Consider the following 17,999-nt stretch of genomic DNA (forward strand, 5'->3'; position numbering starts at 1 on the left):
TGAGTGTGATTCAAAGTCTCTCTACTAGTTCAAGGCGGCTCGCTCCGCTCACCGCGCGCGGCCCGGCCCCCGGCCGGGCCTGCGCTCCTGCCTCCGTCCCGCTCCAGCCCGGCCGGCGCCCGTGCCGCGCTCAGGCACTCAACCACCTGCCGCCAGAGAAGGGGTCCGTTGCGGCTGGGGCAGTCGGTTCCACGACTTATGGTCCGTGATCACTAGCGTCAAGGGCGCCCCACCGACCTTGCTACAGCACCGCCTTGCTGTGTGCCGAGACTTCGACAGTGTGCGGTTGTCCAGGGACGGCACCGCGACGGTTGATTTGCTGAGAGGTGACCCAAACGACGTCTGGGTGTCCAGCTGCCGCGAGTTGCCTCAAAGCCGCTTCCTGTTCTTGACTCGGCACTAGTTCATAAATATCGCGAACCAAAATCTCTAGCGAATCCGCCCAATCGCTGTAACGGATCGGATCGACCTCACGCCTGAGATAGTTGTGCATAATGTGCGGGAACTTATCCTGTGGCAAAATGCCTGTCGCAAGCAGTTCTTCCTGAAATTCTCTCCACGGCGAGTCCTCTCGACCAGTTCTCGTATCGAACCACCGGAAGAAACTGAAGATCTTTCTTCCGGGGACACGCACACGTATATCGCCATAACTGACGGCATCGAGAGGAACCAAGTTATCGTCCGTTACCCCCATACCAGAAAGAATGGAATTGCCTTGCGGGGTAACCTTGTGCACACCCCCGACCGGCTGGAACTGGTTGGGATATCTGGACCCTCTGACAAGGAGGTATCGACCATCTATGTAAATCTTGAACAGATATGAGGTAGAAACCCGAATAGGGCGACTCCTATACCTTAGCGAGTACCACAAGTGTCGAAGATTGCCCCAGTTTTGCGCAACTTCATCGGCTACAGGAATGAGGAGTCCGACTCCTAGGCCAGCAGTCATGTTAACCACTGTGGAATTAGAAATGAAGAAACTAGCAACGACAGCGGATGTGGCTAGAGCGGCATAAATGACCAGTCGCAACAAGGTTTCTCCTACCGGGGCAATGGAACACGAGGGCCAGTTAACAGATAACGACTTATCCACGTGAGTTGCGTACTAGAGTTTGCATGCCGTTCCAGCAAGATGCGCGAAACAGAATGCGCTTCATACATGGCAACTAGCAAAGCCCTCCGAACGTTACCGTCGGGCTCATTTTCGAACTGTCGACGCAGCAACTGGCCATCGGCAATGCTGCTTACCCTGCCAAGGTAACGAGCAGCGAACTCGCGCGGCAAACTAGGCTTATTTTTATCCTGCAAAATGGCCCATGCCATGTCGCGAATATTCACAGAGCGAATCCTCATACGAATCGCCGATTGAAGAATTCGCTGCTCCAGGTGATCGTACTTGTGATCCTCGACGAGCCGCATAGTCGATATGTAGGCTCTGCGTATCGCCAAACGCCTTTCAGGGAAGCACTCCAGATACCTGAGAAGTTCGCTGGCTAGATGGTGACTTTCCTTTAAGTTCCGCAACGCCCATCCGAGCGCCCTATCGTCCTTGATGTTCCCCATGCGAAATAGTGCGAACTTAACGTCGCGGTCTACCTGCTCGGCAGCAGTCGCCTCCAGGAAGAGCTTGTAAAGCCTTTCACTCGCTCCATCCTCTCCTATCTTTATCCCATAGTTGATGGCATCCTTTTCCAAGCTCTCAAGCTGCGAAAGCGCCTGCGCCGAGTCGTATATATGAGTCTTGGTCGTAGACATGGTCAGGCGACGCGAGCGCAAAATGGAATTGATCTCTAATAGTGCGTTACGGAGCGATTCCCTCTCTGTGTCGAACAGCATCATGTCATCTGAGTAGCGCAGATAATCTAAACCTGATCTGTGCACAAACTCATCAACTGGAAGCAGGTAGAGGTTGGCTAGGATCGCCGACGAGTCAGGCCCCTGGGGTATGCCCCAAGCGTGACTCGATGACTGGAACACCCGAATGTATCGAATTAGATGTTCTGTCACCCAACGCGTAGCTCCAGCGGATTGAATGTCGATCGCCAACGTGTCGGCATCTATGTGCTCATAGAAAGAAACAACGTCGGTTCGAGCCAACTGGTACGGGGCCTTCGCCATCATGCGAACACCCTTTTTCTGCATGGAAACCCAGTTATTAATGGGCGACCAGAAAGCCTTCCCGTTATCTCCCCACCGGGCGCTATGCACACTGCTGCGAAGTTGATCCTCAACCAACTCGGCGATAGAAAACACGAGAGTGTCGTAGACAAGTCGATCGTGTACCGCTAGACGCGCGATAGGGCGCACTGCGACGGAGTTCTTGGGCAAGTCGATAATTTCGAGATAATCAGGCCCAACGTCGCCATCTTTAAGTGAAGAGACGACCTTTTTTCGCACTTCCCCCCACGAGAAATGTACGTCAGCCCAATTTATTACGTCGGGTATCTCTGACCTTCCTCGTCCATGGAGGAGACGGGTCCATGCCTCGTCAAGGTAGGTCAGGAAAGGGCGGCGTCTCATCCTATGCTTTCGTCCCCCTCGTGCCAGCATCCTCAGTGCTTGCAGGGCAAGCGTAGCCAAGCGTCGGCGCTCTGGGCAGTCATCAAGCGCCCCACAGAAGGTCACGGTCGAACGAGCCGCGATAGCCACCGTGGCTGACTATAGTGAGCTGAGGCCCCGCTCCGTGATCGAGATATAGCCCGGATGGGGACAAAGTGAAGCTCCCAAGCTGAGGGATCCGGGTCTGTGATCGCGGTTCGGTGGTCGCGACTTGCTCTGGTCGACGAGACCACCACCAGCGTGGCTGAGGCGAGTGGGGGTACAGCGAGGCACACGCGCGCCTGGTCGGCCAGCGCACCCACCATCGTGGCTGACTGTCGGCGGTTGAGGCTCAGACGGCTCACACGACGGCTATGCCCGCTGGATCCCTCGCTTCAGGAGTTCGTCATCGACAGCGCGAAGCCTCTTGCGCCACTCCCGCGCAGCCTTGGGGTCCCGACCCATGCCACGCGCCAGGGCACCCTCAGCCCGCTGAGCGGCGAAGGCCCGGCACTCCCGCAGCTGCTCGACAGAGAAGCTGGCCAGATCGGGGAACTAGTTGTCGTAATGCTTCCAACGACTCATAGCCCCAAGGTGCCGACCACCATGCCCTCGCCGCACACCAATTTCGAGCCTGCGACGGCCTGTTGCCCGACCGCACCACAAGCGCACCAGAACGAGCGGGGAACAGCAGGGAACCACGGGGAAAGCAGCTGAGCCCGACGACGCCGCGACTCGACTGTTCGCCGAGGTCAGCGCCCAAACCGGCCCCAAATGATCGCAGCTTCCCAAGCTGATGGTGTGGTGCTCAGATCAGACCGGCCTCAGTAGAGGATGGTCCTCCAGCGTTCGACCCACAGCAGTCGCCCGCTGCTCGTGTCGAGCACTTGGACTCGGTCGTCCTCCACCTGCCGGACAGTGCCGTAAAGCATTCTTTCCGGAAGGTCCACTCTGACGATGTCGTACACGTCTAGGTCGTCCTCGACCGGGCGGGACCATGAATGTCCGCATCGCCCACAGGTGTAGCCGACCGCACCGCGCTCCGCGGTAGGCACAAGGCTGCCCGTACGGACCTCCTCGACCAGGCACCGGGGGCACGGGTCGGCGGTGTGCGCGCCTACTGATCGAGACATCGGCCGATCCTGCATGACAGCAACGAAGTACAGCAACCCCAGCAACCGACAGTGCCCAGCGTCGACACTCGCAGCTCTCACTGCAACCTGTACGACTTCCCATGACCGATCTCGGTAGAGCTACGGAACAAAAGGCTTCTGACATCCACATCTGACATCAACGACGCTGGACGGGGGCGTACGCCAGCAACTCTGTCCGGCCGCCACACCAGGCACCGACCGCAGCCGGAACGGGCCCGGATCGAACTCCTAAAGCAGTGATCAGTCCACCGTGGTCTGCCTGTGGACAGGTCTCACCTCGCCAAAAGTATGTGAGCCACCATGACAAAACGGGGAGAGGAATCCGGAATCGCGGTCCGGGTCCCTCTCCCCGTCGAGGCGGAACAGGGAGTGCGCCGCCCGCTCGCCCCTCAGGGCCTCTGGGGCTCACTCACCTCGAGGAGGTGCCCCCGGCTGGTCGCAACGCGGAGCACGTCTCGCAGGACCCTGGTCAGCTCCTGTGCCAGCCGGCGCAGGTCTTCCGCGTCGGCGTCCTCGTCAGCGAGGGTTTCCGGGGCCTGGTCCAGCAGCTCGGCTGCCGTTCCCAGCTGCACCGCCTCGATGTTGTCCGCCAGGCGGGACATGTACCCGCCCCTGTCGTCGGTGCTCAGGTAACAGGGCTTGCCCTCCGGTCCCGACCACGGGAGGAGCCGCAGTTCGTCCGATGCCGTCATGCTTGAGTCTGCCTCTCGTCGGTCACGTGGTGGGTGGTGAAGACGGCGTCGACACGGTCCCCCGGAAACACCAGGAGCGCGGCCTCGACGACTCGCCCGGTGGGGTCGGTCGCAACGCGTGTGATCGCGAGGACCGGCGCGGTGGAGTTGGTCCGGAGGGTTGATGCTTCGTCCGGTGTGGGTGGGCGGGCACAGACCGTCTCCCGGACAGCAGCCGGCGGCACGCCGAGGACAGCGAATCTCGCGATCGCCTCACGGCACGACGGTTCGTGGTCGAGCATTCCGGCCGGTGCCAGGTCCCGCGGGATGTAGATGCGTGCCAGTCCGTGCGGTGACTCCCCCTCATGGCTGACGCAGACGAACTCTGCGAGGGGGCTGCCCGTCGGCACCTTCAGCAACGTCGTCAGACGCCCGTCCGCCTGAATCGTGCTGCTGCGCACGGTGACCCGCAGGGCTGCCTCAGCGGCCGTCCACGGGTCCAGCGTCCCCCATCCGCCGACGTACACACGATCTTGCGGAGTGGGCGACGGACGAAGTTGCCTTTGCCGTGGATCTTCTCGACGAGGCCTTCGCCCTGGAGGACCGCGAGGGCGCTGCGCAGTGTCACCGTGCTGACCCTGTAGCGGTCGGCCAGACCGGCCTCGGACGGCAGGCGTTCGCCGGGCTTGATGCGACCGCTCGTGATCTGGTGCCGGAGGTCGTCGGCGATCTCGTGATGGCGCGAGGACACGGACCGGTCACCGCCTTCTCATCATTCGCACGGCGACGAGCCGGGTACGCGTGTGCATGGTCAGCAGCTCGCCCGACTCGAAGAGCAGTTGCTTGGCGCCTTGGGGAAGTTGGAAGAGGTCCTGTACCTGGCAGGCTCGGCCGCCGAGTTGGATGATGTCGCCGCGCTGCACCGTGGTCGCGGTCACCTCGATGTTGGAGGCCAGCGCGCTCCTGGGGGTCCGGTCGATCACTGCCCCACCTCCGCGTCCGTGGATCGGTCGGGCATCGAGTGGCACGGGCAGTCGCACGTCTCGTAGACCACCGGGAGGCCGACCGGCGCCGAGGCCGGGGAGGATTCCGCGCAGGTGGAATGCGTGCCGATCCGGCATGCGGTCGATCGGTAGGGGACGGCCGCGGCGTCGGTGGTGTGAGGCTGTCGGCGAGAGGTCATCCGTGGACCCCCACGAGGGCCGACCACGCCTCAGCCGGTAGACGAGGAGCGACGACGACTGGACGCGTCCCTACGCGCCTCTCCCAGGCCAGCACGTACGGACGGACGAGCGCGACGTCCTCACCCGGGAACGAGTGTCGGCGGTTCACGCTGTCGAGGGCCTGGCCCAGGGTGGCCGCCAGTTCGTCGGCGGAGGCGGGGGAAGCGGGAGCGGCCGGCGGCCGGTAGGGCGTTAAGGGGCGGCGGTGCCTGCCCTTGGGGAAGTACCGCACTCTGGTGAGCGAGGCGGCACGGCGGATACGGTTGAGCACGCTGATCGGCTCCTATCGCTGATGGCTCGGTCCCCCGACATCGCCCGTCGCGGGGACCGCTTTGCGTACGACCGCCCAGAGGGTGCGGTCGTTCAGGCTGGTGGCGAGGAGCCCGAACCGATCGGCCTCCGCCACCACTTCAAGGACCTCCCGCCATGAGTCGGCGGAGAGCGATTCCGGCACCTCCGCCTCGACCGTCGTGTACCGGTCGCGCTCCTCCACGCGAGTGAAAAGCCCGACGGCGGACAGCCGAGCGGCGATGGCCACCGCGCTTACTCCCGAAGCGGGCACAGGGCAGCCTCCGTCACCGGCGATCACTTTGAGTGAAGCTAGTTAACTAGATTAGAGCTAGTGGACTAGATTTTCCATATGTCTGAGCAGCCGCCCTATCTCCGCGTCGCCGACGAACTCCGGCGGCGGATCGCGGAGCACGTATGGGAGCCGGGGGATCGCCTGCCGTCCCGCGCCCAGATCGGCCAGGAGTACGGGGTCGGCGAGAACGTGGTCCGCCGGGCCCAGGAGTTGCTGATCTCCCAGGGCGTGCTGGAGGGCCGCGCCGGTTCGGGCACGTACGTCGCCGAGTCCCGGCAGCGCGTGCGCATGGTCCGGTCGTCCGCGCGTGAGCGGCCCGACGGGTCGCCGTTCCGGGCGGACATGAAGGCCTTGGGCAGGCAAGGGGACTGGGAGAGCCGGACCGACGCCAAGGTGCCGGCGCCCGCGGACATCGCGGCGCGGCTCGGTATCGCCGAGGGCGACCTGTGCGTCCGGACGACGTACGAGTTCCTGGCCGACGGCAGGCCGGTGCAGCTGTCGACGAGCTGGGAGCCGTACGACCTCACCGGCGGCACGCTCGCTGTCCTCCCGGAGGGAGGGCCGCACGCCGGGGCGGGTGTGGTGAACCGCATGGCCGCGATCGGCGTGACCGTCAGCCACGCCGTGGAGCAGCCGGAGCCGAGGCAGGCGACCGCCGAGGAGGCGTCACTCCTGGGCATCCAGAAGTCCGCGCTCGTCACGCACATCCGGCGGACGTACTACAGCGACCAGGGGCGGCCCGTGGAGACGGCGGACATCGTGGTGCCCGCCGCGCACTGCGAGATCGTCTACGAGATCCCGATCAACCGTCCCTAGCGGTCTGCCGGATCCCGAGAAGCAGGTCTGCGGGTGCCGTACCTACCTTCGGCGCCGGATGTACCAACCCGCCACCAGCACGATGAGAAGGGCGACCACGAAGGCCCATACGGTCGTTGCACCGTGGTACGAGCGGTAGGCCACTACAGCAAGCATGCTCAGGCAGATACCCCGAGCGGGCGGCTCCAGCCGACATGCATCGCCCACCCCTCTGTCGCATGCGTGTCGAAGACGCCGCAGGCCCGCAGTCGTCAATCGAAAAACACGAGGTCAGAGGGCGTACGCCGGTGATCTCACCCAGCGCCTTCTAAGCGCTTGGCCGCAGGTTCGAGTCCTGCCGGGGGCGCCCCTCTCCACCCTCCCTCTCGGGAGGGCTTTTCGCTGGTCAGAACGCATGCCAGCCGACGCGACGAAGCCCCGGACGCCCCGGCTCCTGTCAGGACAATGCCTCCGGCAGGGGATCGGCCGGCACCGGGACGGAGGGGGCGCCGTTGCCGACTGCGGGCCTGTAGGGGCCTGCGTGGGGTGCTCATGCGGGGTGCCGACGCGATCTCCTCTCCCACCCTTGAGCCTTCAGCCACGAACGACCGAATGACAGCCGCCTAGGCTCGGGCCATGACGCCCATAGACGCAGAGCTTGCACACGACCTGGCCCCCACCGGAGTGCTGCGCGCCTCCGTCAACCTCGGCAACGCAGTCCTTGCTCAGGGCACCCCCGACGAACCGTCCGGTGTCACTGTCGAGCTTGCCCGCGAGGTTGCCGCACGTCTGGCTCTGCCGGTGCAGTTCATCTGCTTCGATGCGGCCCGCAAGTCGTACGCCGCGGTGGCCGAGGGCCACGCCGACCTGTGTTTTCTGGCCGTGGATCCGGACCGCGAGAAGGAAGTCGCGTTCAGCACGCCGTACGTGCACATCGAGGGGGTGTACGCGGCACCGGTGAACTCGGCGTTCGCCTCCGCCCACGACGTGGACCGGGACGGGGTGCGCGTTGGCGTCAAGAAGGGGTCCGCGTACGACCTCCACCTGAGCCGCACCCTGCGTCACGCCACCGTGGTGCGCGGCGACGAGGGGGTCGACGTCTTCCACGCCGAGAGCCTGGACGTGGCGGCCGGCATCCGCCAACCGTTGACCGCGCACGTTTCCCAGCGGGCCGAACTGCGCCTGCTGGAGCCCGCGTTCATGACGATCCGGCAGGCCATGGGCACCACGAAGGAGCGGAGTCCGAGGACCACGCAATTCCTCAGTGAACTCGTGACCGAGCTGGTGGCGTCCGGATTCGTCGCCGAGGCGCTACGCCACTCCGGCCAGGACCCGACGCTGAGTGCCCCCACTGCGGTGTGACGCCGGCCTGGACGTCGACAGCACTTCCGTGACGACCGAGCAGCGACGGCGTGTCCCGAGAGCCTCATGTGCGAACGAGGCGAGGCCAACGGCTCCGGCACGCAGAGCTGCGGCGGACTGCGTACGTCAGGTACCTCACCGCATTGACTGAGGCTGATCCGTCCGGACCGCGCTGGGACTCGACAGCCAACTTCCCCGCCAGGCACGCCTGGAATTCCTGGCCGTGCGATTCCCCACCTCCCACGGCTGGGTCTCGCGCGCCGATTACTGCGATTGTCCCCTCCTTGGAACAGCGTTCCGGGCGTGGGTGGCCGCGCCCGGAACGCCGTCGCGTCGCTGCTGGCTGACTGTGTCACTTTTCCGGGGGAGTCGTTTCGCGGTTGTTTCGGGAGTCGTTCCGTGACGTTCAGAGTGCCCAACGCCAGTACTTTTTGATGTCACTCGTTGGCGCCGGGACGACATTGAAGCCGCGGCAGTCGCGACACGCCGGCCGAAGGCAGTCGGGCATCATGGCTCAGCTGCCCGACCCGATCATGGGCATGAGCAGCACCCGCGCGTCTGGTGGCGGGGGGCCGCACGGGCCCTACGACCCGGCGGTGCCCGCCGACCGGGCGGACTCCCGGTTCACCTGCGCCGGGACGCCTCCGGCGGCTAACGCACCACGACCCGGTCGCCCTGCGACGTCGCACCCGTGACGATGGTGTTGGCGGTGAACCGCCAACGCCAGGTGCCGGTGGTCTTCGCGGTGACCGTGGTGCGCAGCTTGCCGGCGCTGTCGGTGGTGACCGTCTTGACGGTCTTGAAGGTGTCGGTGCCGGACTTGCGGAACTGGAGGGCCACGGACTTGCCCGCGTAGTCGTCCCAGACGTTGGTGTCCCAGTTGGCCCGCCGGAGCCAGCCCGTGACGGTGAGCTTGCCGCCCTGGTCGACCGGCTCGGGCGTGGCCTGGGCGGCCACCAGCTTGGCGTGCCGCTTGACGCCGAGCGGTGCGCCCGGCGACAGGTGGTGGGAGTCGCCGTCGTCGGCCACGGCCTTGGCCTTGAAGCGCCAAGCGCCCGCCGAGCTGTTCCGCAGGTCCTGCGCGTCCGTGCCGTCCGGCGAGAGTGGGAAGCTGTAGACGCACTGCACGGTGGTCGCGCTCCGCGCGGCGCACTCGTTGCGGGTGGGACGGATGATCAGCCCGTCGGGGCCCACCACCTTGGGACCGATGACGCTGTGGATCCCGGAGTTGTCCGTGGCGGTCAGCGTGACGCTGACCGATGCCCCGAGCGTGGCGCCGACGCCGGTGGTCGCCTTGGCGAAGGTGATGGACGTGATGCGGGTGTCCCCCACGGTCGTGTCGGCGTGGGCTGCGGGCGCCACGGCGGCGAGGACGACCAGAGGAGCAACGGTGACGACCGCCGCGTAACGCTTGCGCATGATTCTCCCAGCACGAGGGGCCGGATCACGGTCCGGATGTGTGGGAGACCCGCGAGGACGTCACCGAGTTGTACGGATCTTCCCTTCCGAAATCGGAATCTCCCGTTCCGGCATACGGGGTGCGAGTCGGGACCACCGCCCGGCTCACTCCCCTTCGTCCCCCGCTCGTTCATCGCCCCGGCCCTCGTGATCGACGCCAACGGCATCACCGTTACAGCATTCGGTGCCGGCCGACACGACGAAACCCCGGACACCCCCTCGGCGATCAAGGGCGGCTCCGGGATCGTCCGGCTGCCGCCGGGTTTTCGCGGGTGGTCGCGCCGGAGTTCCCGGCCGGAGGATCGGCCGGGGTGCTCGCTTCCATGGACCGGCGGAAACATCAACCTTTTCCCGCTTTACCTACCATGCGATCAGGATCGCCCACATTAGAGTGATTGCACCAGGTCCGCTTGACTCCCGGCCACCATGGAACGGTTCGCTGTCTTCCGCCCTTTCCGGAGCCGTTCATGCGCACTGCCGTCCCCGCCGCCCAGGACTTCGTGGAGGAGCGGGACCTCATCTTCGAGGGTTTCGCGTACACGTGCCGGATCGTCCATCAGGGTGCGCCGCGGACGGCTCCGCTGCTGCTGCTCGGAGGCTCGTCGCAGAACCGGTACTCCTGGCAGGGCCACGAGAGATGGCTGGCCCCGCTGTGCACGATGATCACCGTGGACCTGCCCGGTTACGGCAGCTCGGACTTCCTGCCGGCCCGTTACGGCATCGACTTCCTCGCCGACGCCGTCCAGCACACGCTGACGGAGATCGGCGTGTCCGAGGTGAACCTGTTCGGCGGCTGCTTCGGCGAGGTCGTCGGCCTGCGCTTCGCGCAGCGCCATCCGGGGTTCATCAGGCGCATCGTCTTCGCCGGGGCGGCGAGCCGCCTCCCCGACCTCTACACCGACGCCGTGCCGCGGTTGTCGGAGGCACTCGGGCGGGGCGACATCGAGGGGGCCGCCGACGGACTGGTACGGCTGTTCATGTCGAACCCGGAGGCCGGCAAGGTCCGCAGGCACGCGGCCGTGGCACGGCTCCTCCAGCAGCAGTTCCTGACCCAGACGCCGGACGAGATCCGCAAGGCCGTCGAGCACAACACCAGGCTGGTGACCCACGGCTGTTACGAGCCCCTGCCGGTCCCCCGGGTGCCGACCCTGGTGTTCACCGGGGAGTACGACACCCTGTGCACCCCGCAGATGGGGCGGGAACTCGCCGCGACGATGCCGGGGGCGCTGTTCACCACCGTCAAGGAGGCGGACCACCTGGTGACGGTCGAGCGCCGTGAGGAGTCCGCGGACCTGATCGCCCGCTTCTGCACCGACCGTCCCGTCGACGGCCTGCCGTACTGCGGCGCCGTCGAGTCGCCGTGCGCGGGTCGTGCCCGTGCGACGGCCTGCCGTTGAGCCGACCGCCCTCCCCCGGTGGCGCCCGTCCCGCCGGAGTGCCGTCACCGGGAAGGCGGTCGCACCCGTCCGGTGATCCGGCAACGCGGAACGGCCGGGACCCGTCGAGGGTCCCGGCCGTCCTCCGCCGCGCGGAAAGATCTAAGCGGGCTGCGTCTGGGAGGCGGTCGCCGAAGTGATCATGGGCACGCCGGCCGACCTGTCGGACGATTTCTTGCCGCCGAGGGTGACCGTGCTGCTGCAGTCGACCTGCCCCCCGCCGGTGCAGCTCTGCGTCTGCTCGCAGCGAATGGTGTTGCTGCCGTCGTCGACGCACGCGTTGCTACCGTTGCCGTCGCCGGCGGACGCCTGGGCGGCGCCGAGGCCGATCAGCGCGAAGCTTCCCAGGATGCCGGCGGTAGCCGCCGCCGCGATCTTTTTCGAAGTGAACATCTACCTGATTTCCTTATGCGGTCGACCCTCCGCCACCGGGCGGCAGGGTCGCTCCGAAGTACTGGACCGGCCCGAAAGCCGAGAAGCCCCGGGGCTCGAACCGTCAGGCTCGAGCCCCGAGACCTGCCTAGATCACCTGGTCAGTGATCGTCAGCCACCGAAGCTCTGGGTGCAGGCCACCACGGTGTTGCCCGCGGCCGGGTTGCCGACACCGATGAGGTTGAGGGCAACGTTGGTGTCCTGCAGACCGATGAGCGCCTGCTGGTTGTTGACCTCGCCGACGCACTCCTGCGCCTGCTCGCTGTCGATCTTCAGGCCCGGGTTCTCACCGGCGTGGCTGACGCCCGCACCGAGGAAGCCAACGCTGCCGAGCATGGCCACGACGACGGCAGCCTTCTGGAACTTACGCATTACCTCTCCGTTTCTCGTTCGTGTCGGCACAGTCCGTTATGGGCTGTTCACCGACGGTCATGACTATAGGTGACACTTTGCGGCGCTCCACAACCAAAACGGCCGATCTCGTAAATTTCTTGCGAAATCGCAGGTCAGGGCGTTTTGAGGAGGTATCAAATGGACGAATGGGGGGCGCGGGCGGGGCTCCCGGCGGGGACGGGCGGCACGTCGTGCGAGGAGCCCCGGACGCCTGGGGCGCCGGGGCTCCTCGCACGTCCGCGTGTCACCTCACGCGTAGCGGTACGTCCCGCTGACGTCCTCCAGCTCTTCGGGGGTCACGTCCCACGGCGGGAGCTTCTCGCGGCGGGACACGACCCGGCCGTGCTGCTCGTCGCCGGAGCCCGGCGGGGCCGCCGGCAGGTAGCGGGCCTTGCGGTGCCTGCGCTGCCAGCGGTACCACTGCAGGTCGACGAAGGCGTGGTGCAGCCAGAAGGCGGGGTCGTTGACGGAGGCGGCGGTGAGCATGACGCCGCCGACCCAGCGGTGCACCCGGTTGTGGTTGCGCCACGAGGCGCTGCCCCGGCCGGTGCCCCAGCCCTCCATCCGGTTGCGGAAGCCCCGCGTGACCGTCGAGTCCCAGGGCGCCACGTCGTAGGCGGACTCCTTCAGCGCCCACTCCAGGTCGCTCTTGCCCGGCAGGTCGATCGGGTCGGCCCGGCGGCCGAGGTCCCGGGTGAGGAACTCCCCGTCGGTCACGCCCACCCGGATGGTCCAGTTTCCCTCCCGGTAGGCGAACGGGCCCGTCGTCACCTGGCGGTCGGAGCGGCGCCCGTCGCCGCCGAGGAGGTCCGCGGTCCACGGCGCGGAACGGGCCGTGCGGTCGCGGGTCCAGTCCCAGTACGGCAGGGTCACCGAGGAGTCCACCCGGCGCAGCGCCTCCTCCAGGTCGAGCAGGAACCGGCGGTGCCAGGGCAGGAAGGAGGGCGCCATGTGCGCGGTGCGCAGCCCCCGTTCGCCGTCGGAGGAGTAGTACGCGAGGTGGGTGCGCACGAACTCGTCGTACTCGCCGCGCCGTTTCACCTCGAGCAGCGCGTTCACGAACCGGCGCTTCTCGGACGCCGTGAGGGTGGCGGCGTCCTTACGCACGTACGCCATGGAGGCCTCCCTGGTGTGCGTGCCGCGGTTCCGTGCCGGCCGCGCGCAGTCGCTCGCCGGGGGCGAGGGCGTCCACGGCGGCGCGGGCGGCCTCGAGCGGTGTCGGGTAGGAGCAGTAGTGGTCGACCATGCTCAGCCAGGTGCCGTCGGCCCGGCGCATCAGGTGCAGGGGGCGGCCGTCGAGGGTGACGTGCCAGTGGCCGTCGGCGGTCCGCTCCCCCCGGATGCGGCGGCCGCGGTACGTCTGGTCGAAGGAGGCGCGGTCCGGAGCCCTCCCGGCCGCGGACCGCGGTGCGCGGAAGGCGGCGAGCAGCGGCGCCAGGGCCACGGCCAGCGCGCCGGTGCGCAGTCCGCGGGCCACGTCCCGCCGCGTTCTGCCCTCCGGCGCGGGCGGCGGCTGCGCGCCTTCGGGGGTTCCGTCGATTCCGATGATCATCGGCCCAACTCCCTTGTCCGTACGGTTGTCCGTAACGGCAAACGACATCCGGCCCCCAGGGGAAACTGGGGGCCGGATGTCGCGGGGCGGGGTTTTCAGGCGTGCAGCCCCAGGTCGCCGCGGACCGGCTTGGCCTCGTTCATCGTGGCGGCCGCTTCCTTCGTCGTTTCGAGCAGCGTGCTCTCGTCGGCCTCGAGCTTCTCCGACTCCTGCACCTCGAAGGGAACCGCGGTGCGCAGACCGGTGTCGACGCCGGTCTTCGCCAGGTCAAGGGACTCCTGGGCGTACGCGGGCGCTGCGGCACCGGCGGCGATCAGGGTTCCGGCGAGGACGGCGGCAGCCTTCAGGGACTTCATCGTGTTCCTTTCTTCGGCGACGCGGAGGCGGTCACCGGAGGGGAATTCTGTCGCCGTGCCTAACGATCCCCGGGCGGAGCGGAAACCACGGAGCCGAAGATTGACGAGTCCTCATATGAGAATCATTTGAGGACGCCGGGGTTCACGAGGACGCCGAGGGCGGCAGCAGCAGCGAGGTGAGCGCGGGGAACGTGACGCCCGGGAGCAGCGGCGGCTGTGCGGGGCCGGCCGGCGCGGGCAGGACCGACGCCTGGGGCCGGGCGCCGGTGAGCGCGGAGACGAGGTCGTCCACCCGGGACAGCAATCCGTCGACCGGCGACGGCGCCTGCGCGGCCTCCGGGTCCGCCTGCGCCTCCGTCTCCGCGTCCGTCTGCGCGCTCGTGCCGGTGCTCTCCTCCGCCTCGGTGGCCGGCTCCGCGCTTTCCCCGGCGCTCGCCCCGGTGGCCGCGTCCGCCCCGGTGCCCTCCTCCGTCGCCGCGTCCGTCCCGGTGCCCTCCTCCGTCGCCGTGCCGGTGTCGGGGCCGGGCCGGAGCAGGTCGAGAAGGCTGTCGAGGGCCTCCCGCAGGACGGTCAGCTCCTCCTCGGTGAGGTCGTCCCCGGTGATGACCAGGTGTGTGTCGTCCGTCGTGACGGTGGTGGTCCCGGTCATGACGACCGGGTCCTCGTCGGCCGCCTCCGCCAGGGCGGCCTTCGCCGCCTCGCCCAGCTTCCCGGCCTCGGCGGCGGGCAGCCGGCCGCCGTCCGCGTCGAGCGCGGCCCTCACCAGGGCGACGACCGGGGCGAGCGCGCGCTCGTCCCCGGCGACGGCCCCGACCCGCTCGAGCAGCGCGGCGGAGGAGCTCGCGCGGTGATGCTCGGGGGCCGTGTCGGCCGCCACGGCGGCCGGGGCGGTGATGCCGGCCAGCAGGGCGGCGCACAGTGCGCCGGGTGCGAGGCGCCGGACGGGCAGAGCGCGCATGGAGGTTCCTTTCGCGGGCTTCGGTTCGTGGAACCCACCGTGGGAGCGCCCGGGGGCTCCGGCAACCGGGCGTAGGCCGTTCGGTTGTCCGCCCCGCGCCCCCGTCCGTACCGCCCGCCCTCCTCCCGGCCGGGCGGTGGGGCGGCCCGGCCCGCCGCCCGGAACCGGGTTCACGATTCCAACACACTTGCCACCGTTCACTGAATTTCGGTGAATTTGTCCGTTTGATGACTAGAGTTGCGAACCCCGAAGCACCCTCATGGGCGGTCGCGCCGCACTCCTCCCCGCTGCCCGCACCGCCTCCCCGTTCCGAAAGGCTCCGACGGTCATGCGTCATTCCCCGGGTCAGTTGCTTCGCCGTGCCGCGGTGGGCGTCCTCTCCCTCGCAGCGATGTGGGCACCCTGCGGCCTCGCGGCCGCCGCGCCGGTCGCGCCCGCCCCGGAGGCCGACGGCCTCGCCTTCTCCGAGCGGTACCGCGCGGTCCAGCACGGCGGCATCGTGCGGGCCGCCAACGCCTCCGCCACCTGCCGTCCCCAGGCGTCCTCGTGCCGGGACGCGCAGGCCGGCGCGCACGGGACGAACGGCGACTTCGAGATGGGCTACATCGACGTCGACCAGGACCCGAACACGTACAACTCCTCCCGCGCGGAGGTCCGTCTGCCCGCCGGCTCCCGGGTGACGTACGCCCGTCTGTACTGGGGCGGCAACCTGCTGGCCGGCGAGCAGAAGCCGTGGCAGGACAACGGGCGGGTGCTGATCGCCGAGCCCGGCGGCGCGTACAAGGAGCTGCTCGCCGACACGCTGGTGGGACACCGGGTGGCGGACGGCGCGGACGCCTTCCAGGCCTCGGCGGACGTGACCGCGCTGGTGCGGGACAGCGGACCGGGGCTGTACACGGTGGCGCAGGTCAACGTGGCCATGGGCAGGTCGGCGGCCGGGACCTGGGGCGGCTGGACGCTGGTGGTGGCGTACGAGAACCCGGCGGAACCGCTGCGGCACCTCGCGCTCTGGGACGGCTTCGCCCCGCTGGGCGGCCGCTCGGGCGTCGAGATGCCGCTGCGCGACCTGCCGTTCCCGGCGGGCGCCGGGGGCCGGGCTGGGCTGGTGGCGTACAACGGCGACCGCGGCACCACCGGCGACTCGCTCGTCCTCGCCGCCGACGGGTCCACCCCCACCGCGTTCGCCGACCGGGCCAACCCCTTCGACGACGTCCTGAACTCCACCATCGCCGACCCCGGGGGCGCGTCCCCCGCGCGGGTGCCGGCGTACGCCAACACCCTCGGCTACGACTCCGACGTGTTCGACCTCTCCGGGGGGCTGCCGCACGCCGGCGACCGGGCGGCCTTCCGGCTCACGTCCCAGCGGGACGCGGCATGGGCGGGCGTGCTCTTCGCCGCCGTCGACGCCCGGCGGTGAGCGTGTCCACGCCGGGCGCCCTCCTGCGCGCGCAGACCGTGACCGCCGACCCGTCGGCCGGCGGACGCCGGCCGCGGGTGCTGCACCTCACCCAGCCGGTGGACGGCGGGGTGGCGCGGGTCGTGACCGACCTGGTCCGGGCCCAGCTCGCGGACGGCCTGGACGTCACCGCGGCCTGCCCCGACGGCCCCCTCACCGGACAGCTGCGGTCGCTCGGCGCGCCCGTACGGCGCTGGAGGGCGACGCGTTCGCCGGGTCCCTCGCTGGCGCGGGAGGTACGGCAGCTGGCCCGGCTGATCGACGAGGTGCGCCCCGACCTGGTGCACGCCCACAGCGCGAAGGCCGGGCTCGCCGGACGGCTCGCGGTGCGCGGACGCATCCCCACCGTGTTCCAGCCGCACGCCTGGTCGTTCGAGGCGGTGGGCGGGGGCACGGCGGCCCTCGCGCTGCGCTGGGAGCGGTGGGCGGCGCGCTGGGCCGCCCGGGTGGTCTGCGTGAGCGAGGCCGAACGCGCCACCGGGGTGCGCGCCGGGATCACCGGCCGCTGGACCGTCGTGCCCAACGGCATCGACCCCGACCGTTTCCGCCCGGCGCCCGCCGCCCCCGTACGGGCCGGGCTCGCGCCGCTGGCCGGGGTGGACGCGCGGGCGCCGCTCGCCGTCTGCGTGGGCCGGCTGTGCCGACAGAAGGGGCAGGACGTCCTGCTGCGGGCCTGGAGCGCCGTGCTGCGCCAGGTGCCCGACGCCCGTCTCGTCCTGGTCGGCGACGGGCCGGACCGCGACCGGCTGCGGGCCCTCGCGCCCGGGTCCGTGCTGTTCGCGGGGGCCGTCGCGGACGCCTCCCCCTGGTACCAGGCCGCCGATCTCGTCGTTCTGCCGTCCCGCTGGGAGGGCATGGCGCTGGCCCCGCTGGAGGCGATGGCCTGCGGGCGGCCCGTGGTCGTCACCGACGTCGACGGCGCCCGCGAGAGCCTGCCGCGCCCCTTCACCACCGCCTGCGTGGTGCCCCCGGAGGATCCCCGGGCCCTGGCCGGAGCGGTCGGCGCGCTGCTGCTCGACCCGGCGCTGCGCGCCTCCCTCGGCGACCGGGGCCGCCGGCACGTGCTGTCCCTCCACGACGTGCGGCACACCGCGCGGGCGGTCGCCGACGTCTACCACGACCTGCTCGGCGCCTTCCCCGCCACGACCAGGACGCACCCGTGCCGGACGGCCGGGTGCGCCGGGGCCGGCCGGGCGGAGTCGCGCGCCGAGCCCTTTGCACACAGGGAGCCCATCCACTCGTGACCGCCGAACGCACCGTGCCCTCCCCCGGCGTACCGCCGAGGGGGCACGGGACCTCCTCCCCCGTCTCCGTCATGCCGCCGCGCGGCACCGACACCGGCCCCCGGCTGCCCGCCGCGCCGCCCCGGACGGCCTCGCCACTGCCGCTGCTCGTCGCGGACGGCGCCGCCGTCCTGCCCGCCGCGCTGGCACTGCCCGCCGCCCAGCGCCATCCGCTGCTCGTCGCCCTGCTGATCGGGGTGTCGCTGCTGCTGCGCCCCCCGGACAGGAGGCCGCCGGTACCGGAGCTGCTGGAGGAACTGCCCGCCGTGTGCGGCCGCGTCGCGGTGGCCTGGGCGGCCGGCGCGGCGCTGTGGGCGGCGTGCCGGCCGGAGCAGGCGCTGCCCGCCGG

17 protein-coding genes, 1 tRNA gene and 2 pseudogenes are annotated in these 17,999 nt (G+C 68.8%); 7 read left to right on the top strand and 13 right to left on the bottom strand.

Annotated features, from left to right (window positions below; translation table 11 throughout):
- Nucleotides 1-241: 241 nt before the first annotated feature.
- From ABTY20_RS17895 to ABTY20_RS17920, 6 genes and pseudogenes are all read right to left on the bottom strand, one after another.
- On the bottom strand, nucleotides 242-949 hold the full coding sequence (locus ABTY20_RS17895) for an SMODS-associated NUDIX domain-containing protein (protein WP_351997972.1): 708 nt from the start codon (nucleotides 947-949) through the stop codon (nucleotides 242-244).
- Nucleotides 950-1,041: 92 nt separating this feature from the next.
- Nucleotides 1,042-2,397, bottom strand: coding sequence for an RNA-directed DNA polymerase (locus tag ABTY20_RS17900; RefSeq protein WP_351997953.1), 1,356 nt, complete (start codon nucleotides 2,395-2,397; stop codon nucleotides 1,042-1,044).
- A 1,684-nt stretch (nucleotides 2,398-4,081) separates the two neighbouring features.
- Nucleotides 4,082-4,384 carry a hypothetical protein gene (locus tag ABTY20_RS17905; protein WP_351997954.1) on the bottom strand — a complete coding sequence of 101 codons (303 nt, stop codon included), beginning with the start codon at nucleotides 4,382-4,384 and terminating at the stop codon, nucleotides 4,082-4,084.
- A pseudogene (locus tag ABTY20_RS17910) lies at nucleotides 4,381-5,114 on the bottom strand (GntR family transcriptional regulator). Before ABTY20_RS17910 ends, ABTY20_RS17905 begins: the two are co-directional and overlap by 4 nt.
- Before the next feature lie 7 nt (nucleotides 5,115-5,121).
- Nucleotides 5,122-5,346, bottom strand: a complete 225-nt coding sequence (locus ABTY20_RS17915; protein ID WP_351997955.1) for a hypothetical protein — start codon at nucleotides 5,344-5,346, stop codon at nucleotides 5,122-5,124.
- 523 nt (nucleotides 5,347-5,869) lie between these two features.
- Complete coding sequence (locus ABTY20_RS17920) at nucleotides 5,870-6,148, bottom strand: hypothetical protein (protein WP_351997973.1); 279 nt, start codon at nucleotides 6,146-6,148, stop codon at nucleotides 5,870-5,872.
- Between the two features lie 78 nt (nucleotides 6,149-6,226).
- Here ABTY20_RS17920 and ABTY20_RS17925 point away from each other — a divergent pair, with 78 nt between their 5' ends.
- The 3 genes from ABTY20_RS17925 (at nucleotide 6,227) to ABTY20_RS17935 (ending at nucleotide 8,326) form a co-directional block, all read left to right on the top strand.
- Nucleotides 6,227-6,985, top strand: a complete 759-nt coding sequence (locus ABTY20_RS17925) for a GntR family transcriptional regulator (protein WP_351997956.1) — start codon at nucleotides 6,227-6,229, stop codon at nucleotides 6,983-6,985.
- A gap of 273 nt (nucleotides 6,986-7,258) precedes the next feature.
- A tRNA-Ser gene (locus ABTY20_RS17930) sits at nucleotides 7,259-7,341 on the top strand.
- A gap of 259 nt (nucleotides 7,342-7,600) precedes the next feature.
- Nucleotides 7,601-8,326 carry a transporter substrate-binding domain-containing protein gene (locus ABTY20_RS17935; RefSeq protein WP_351997957.1) on the top strand — a complete coding sequence of 242 codons (726 nt, stop codon included), beginning with the start codon at nucleotides 7,601-7,603 and terminating at the stop codon, nucleotides 8,324-8,326.
- Between the two features lie 651 nt (nucleotides 8,327-8,977).
- On the opposite strand, the gene ABTY20_RS17940 is transcribed toward ABTY20_RS17935, so the two are convergent.
- Complete coding sequence (locus ABTY20_RS17940; RefSeq protein WP_351997958.1) at nucleotides 8,978-9,745, bottom strand: calcium-binding protein; 768 nt, start codon at nucleotides 9,743-9,745, stop codon at nucleotides 8,978-8,980.
- A gap of 506 nt (nucleotides 9,746-10,251) precedes the next feature.
- Here ABTY20_RS17940 and ABTY20_RS17945 point away from each other — a divergent pair.
- A complete protein-coding gene (locus ABTY20_RS17945; protein ID WP_351997959.1) occupies nucleotides 10,252-11,181 on the top strand; it encodes an alpha/beta fold hydrolase in 930 nt (309 codons plus the stop codon).
- Between the two features lie 141 nt (nucleotides 11,182-11,322).
- Here ABTY20_RS17945 and ABTY20_RS17950 read toward each other — a convergent pair whose 3' ends face one another.
- From ABTY20_RS17950 to ABTY20_RS17975, 6 genes are all read right to left on the bottom strand, one after another.
- On the bottom strand, nucleotides 11,323-11,613 hold the full coding sequence (locus ABTY20_RS17950; protein WP_351997960.1) for a hypothetical protein: 291 nt from the start codon (nucleotides 11,611-11,613) through the stop codon (nucleotides 11,323-11,325).
- A gap of 150 nt (nucleotides 11,614-11,763) precedes the next feature.
- Nucleotides 11,764-12,024, bottom strand: coding sequence for a hypothetical protein (locus ABTY20_RS17955; RefSeq protein WP_351997961.1), 261 nt, complete (start codon nucleotides 12,022-12,024; stop codon nucleotides 11,764-11,766).
- 270 nt (nucleotides 12,025-12,294) lie between these two features.
- Entirely contained in the window at nucleotides 12,295-13,161 is an 867-nt protein-coding gene (locus ABTY20_RS17960; RefSeq protein WP_351997962.1) for a tyrosinase family protein, read from the bottom strand.
- The gene (locus ABTY20_RS17965; RefSeq protein ID WP_351997963.1) at nucleotides 13,145-13,597 is read right to left on the bottom strand and encodes a tyrosinase family oxidase copper chaperone; all 453 of its coding nucleotides are present in this window, start codon (nucleotides 13,595-13,597) and stop codon (nucleotides 13,145-13,147) included. The genes ABTY20_RS17960 and ABTY20_RS17965 overlap by 17 nt, the downstream gene beginning before the upstream one ends.
- Before the next feature lie 95 nt (nucleotides 13,598-13,692).
- On the bottom strand, nucleotides 13,693-13,953 hold the full coding sequence (locus ABTY20_RS17970; protein WP_351997964.1) for a hypothetical protein: 261 nt from the start codon (nucleotides 13,951-13,953) through the stop codon (nucleotides 13,693-13,695).
- Between the two features lie 142 nt (nucleotides 13,954-14,095).
- Nucleotides 14,096-14,911 carry a hypothetical protein gene (locus ABTY20_RS17975; protein WP_351997965.1) on the bottom strand — a complete coding sequence of 272 codons (816 nt, stop codon included), beginning with the start codon at nucleotides 14,909-14,911 and terminating at the stop codon, nucleotides 14,096-14,098.
- Between the two features lie 328 nt (nucleotides 14,912-15,239).
- Here ABTY20_RS17975 and ABTY20_RS17980 point away from each other — a divergent pair, with 328 nt between their 5' ends.
- The 3 genes and pseudogenes from ABTY20_RS17980 to ABTY20_RS17990 form a co-directional block, all read left to right on the top strand.
- A complete protein-coding gene (locus tag ABTY20_RS17980) occupies nucleotides 15,240-16,328 on the top strand; it encodes a DUF3344 domain-containing protein (RefSeq protein ID WP_351997966.1) in 1,089 nt (362 codons plus the stop codon).
- A complete protein-coding gene (locus tag ABTY20_RS17985) occupies nucleotides 16,325-17,611 on the top strand; it encodes a glycosyltransferase family 4 protein (RefSeq protein WP_502991831.1) in 1,287 nt (428 codons plus the stop codon). Before ABTY20_RS17980 ends, ABTY20_RS17985 begins: the two co-directional genes overlap by 4 nt.
- A pseudogene (locus ABTY20_RS17990) lies at nucleotides 17,608-17,999 on the top strand (transferase); the annotation flags it as partial. The gene ABTY20_RS17985 and the pseudogene ABTY20_RS17990, both read left to right, overlap by 4 nt.

This window comes from Streptomyces sp. NPDC126497 (assembly GCF_040302425.1).
In the GTDB taxonomy this organism is placed as follows: domain Bacteria; phylum Actinomycetota; class Actinomycetes; order Streptomycetales; family Streptomycetaceae; genus Streptomyces.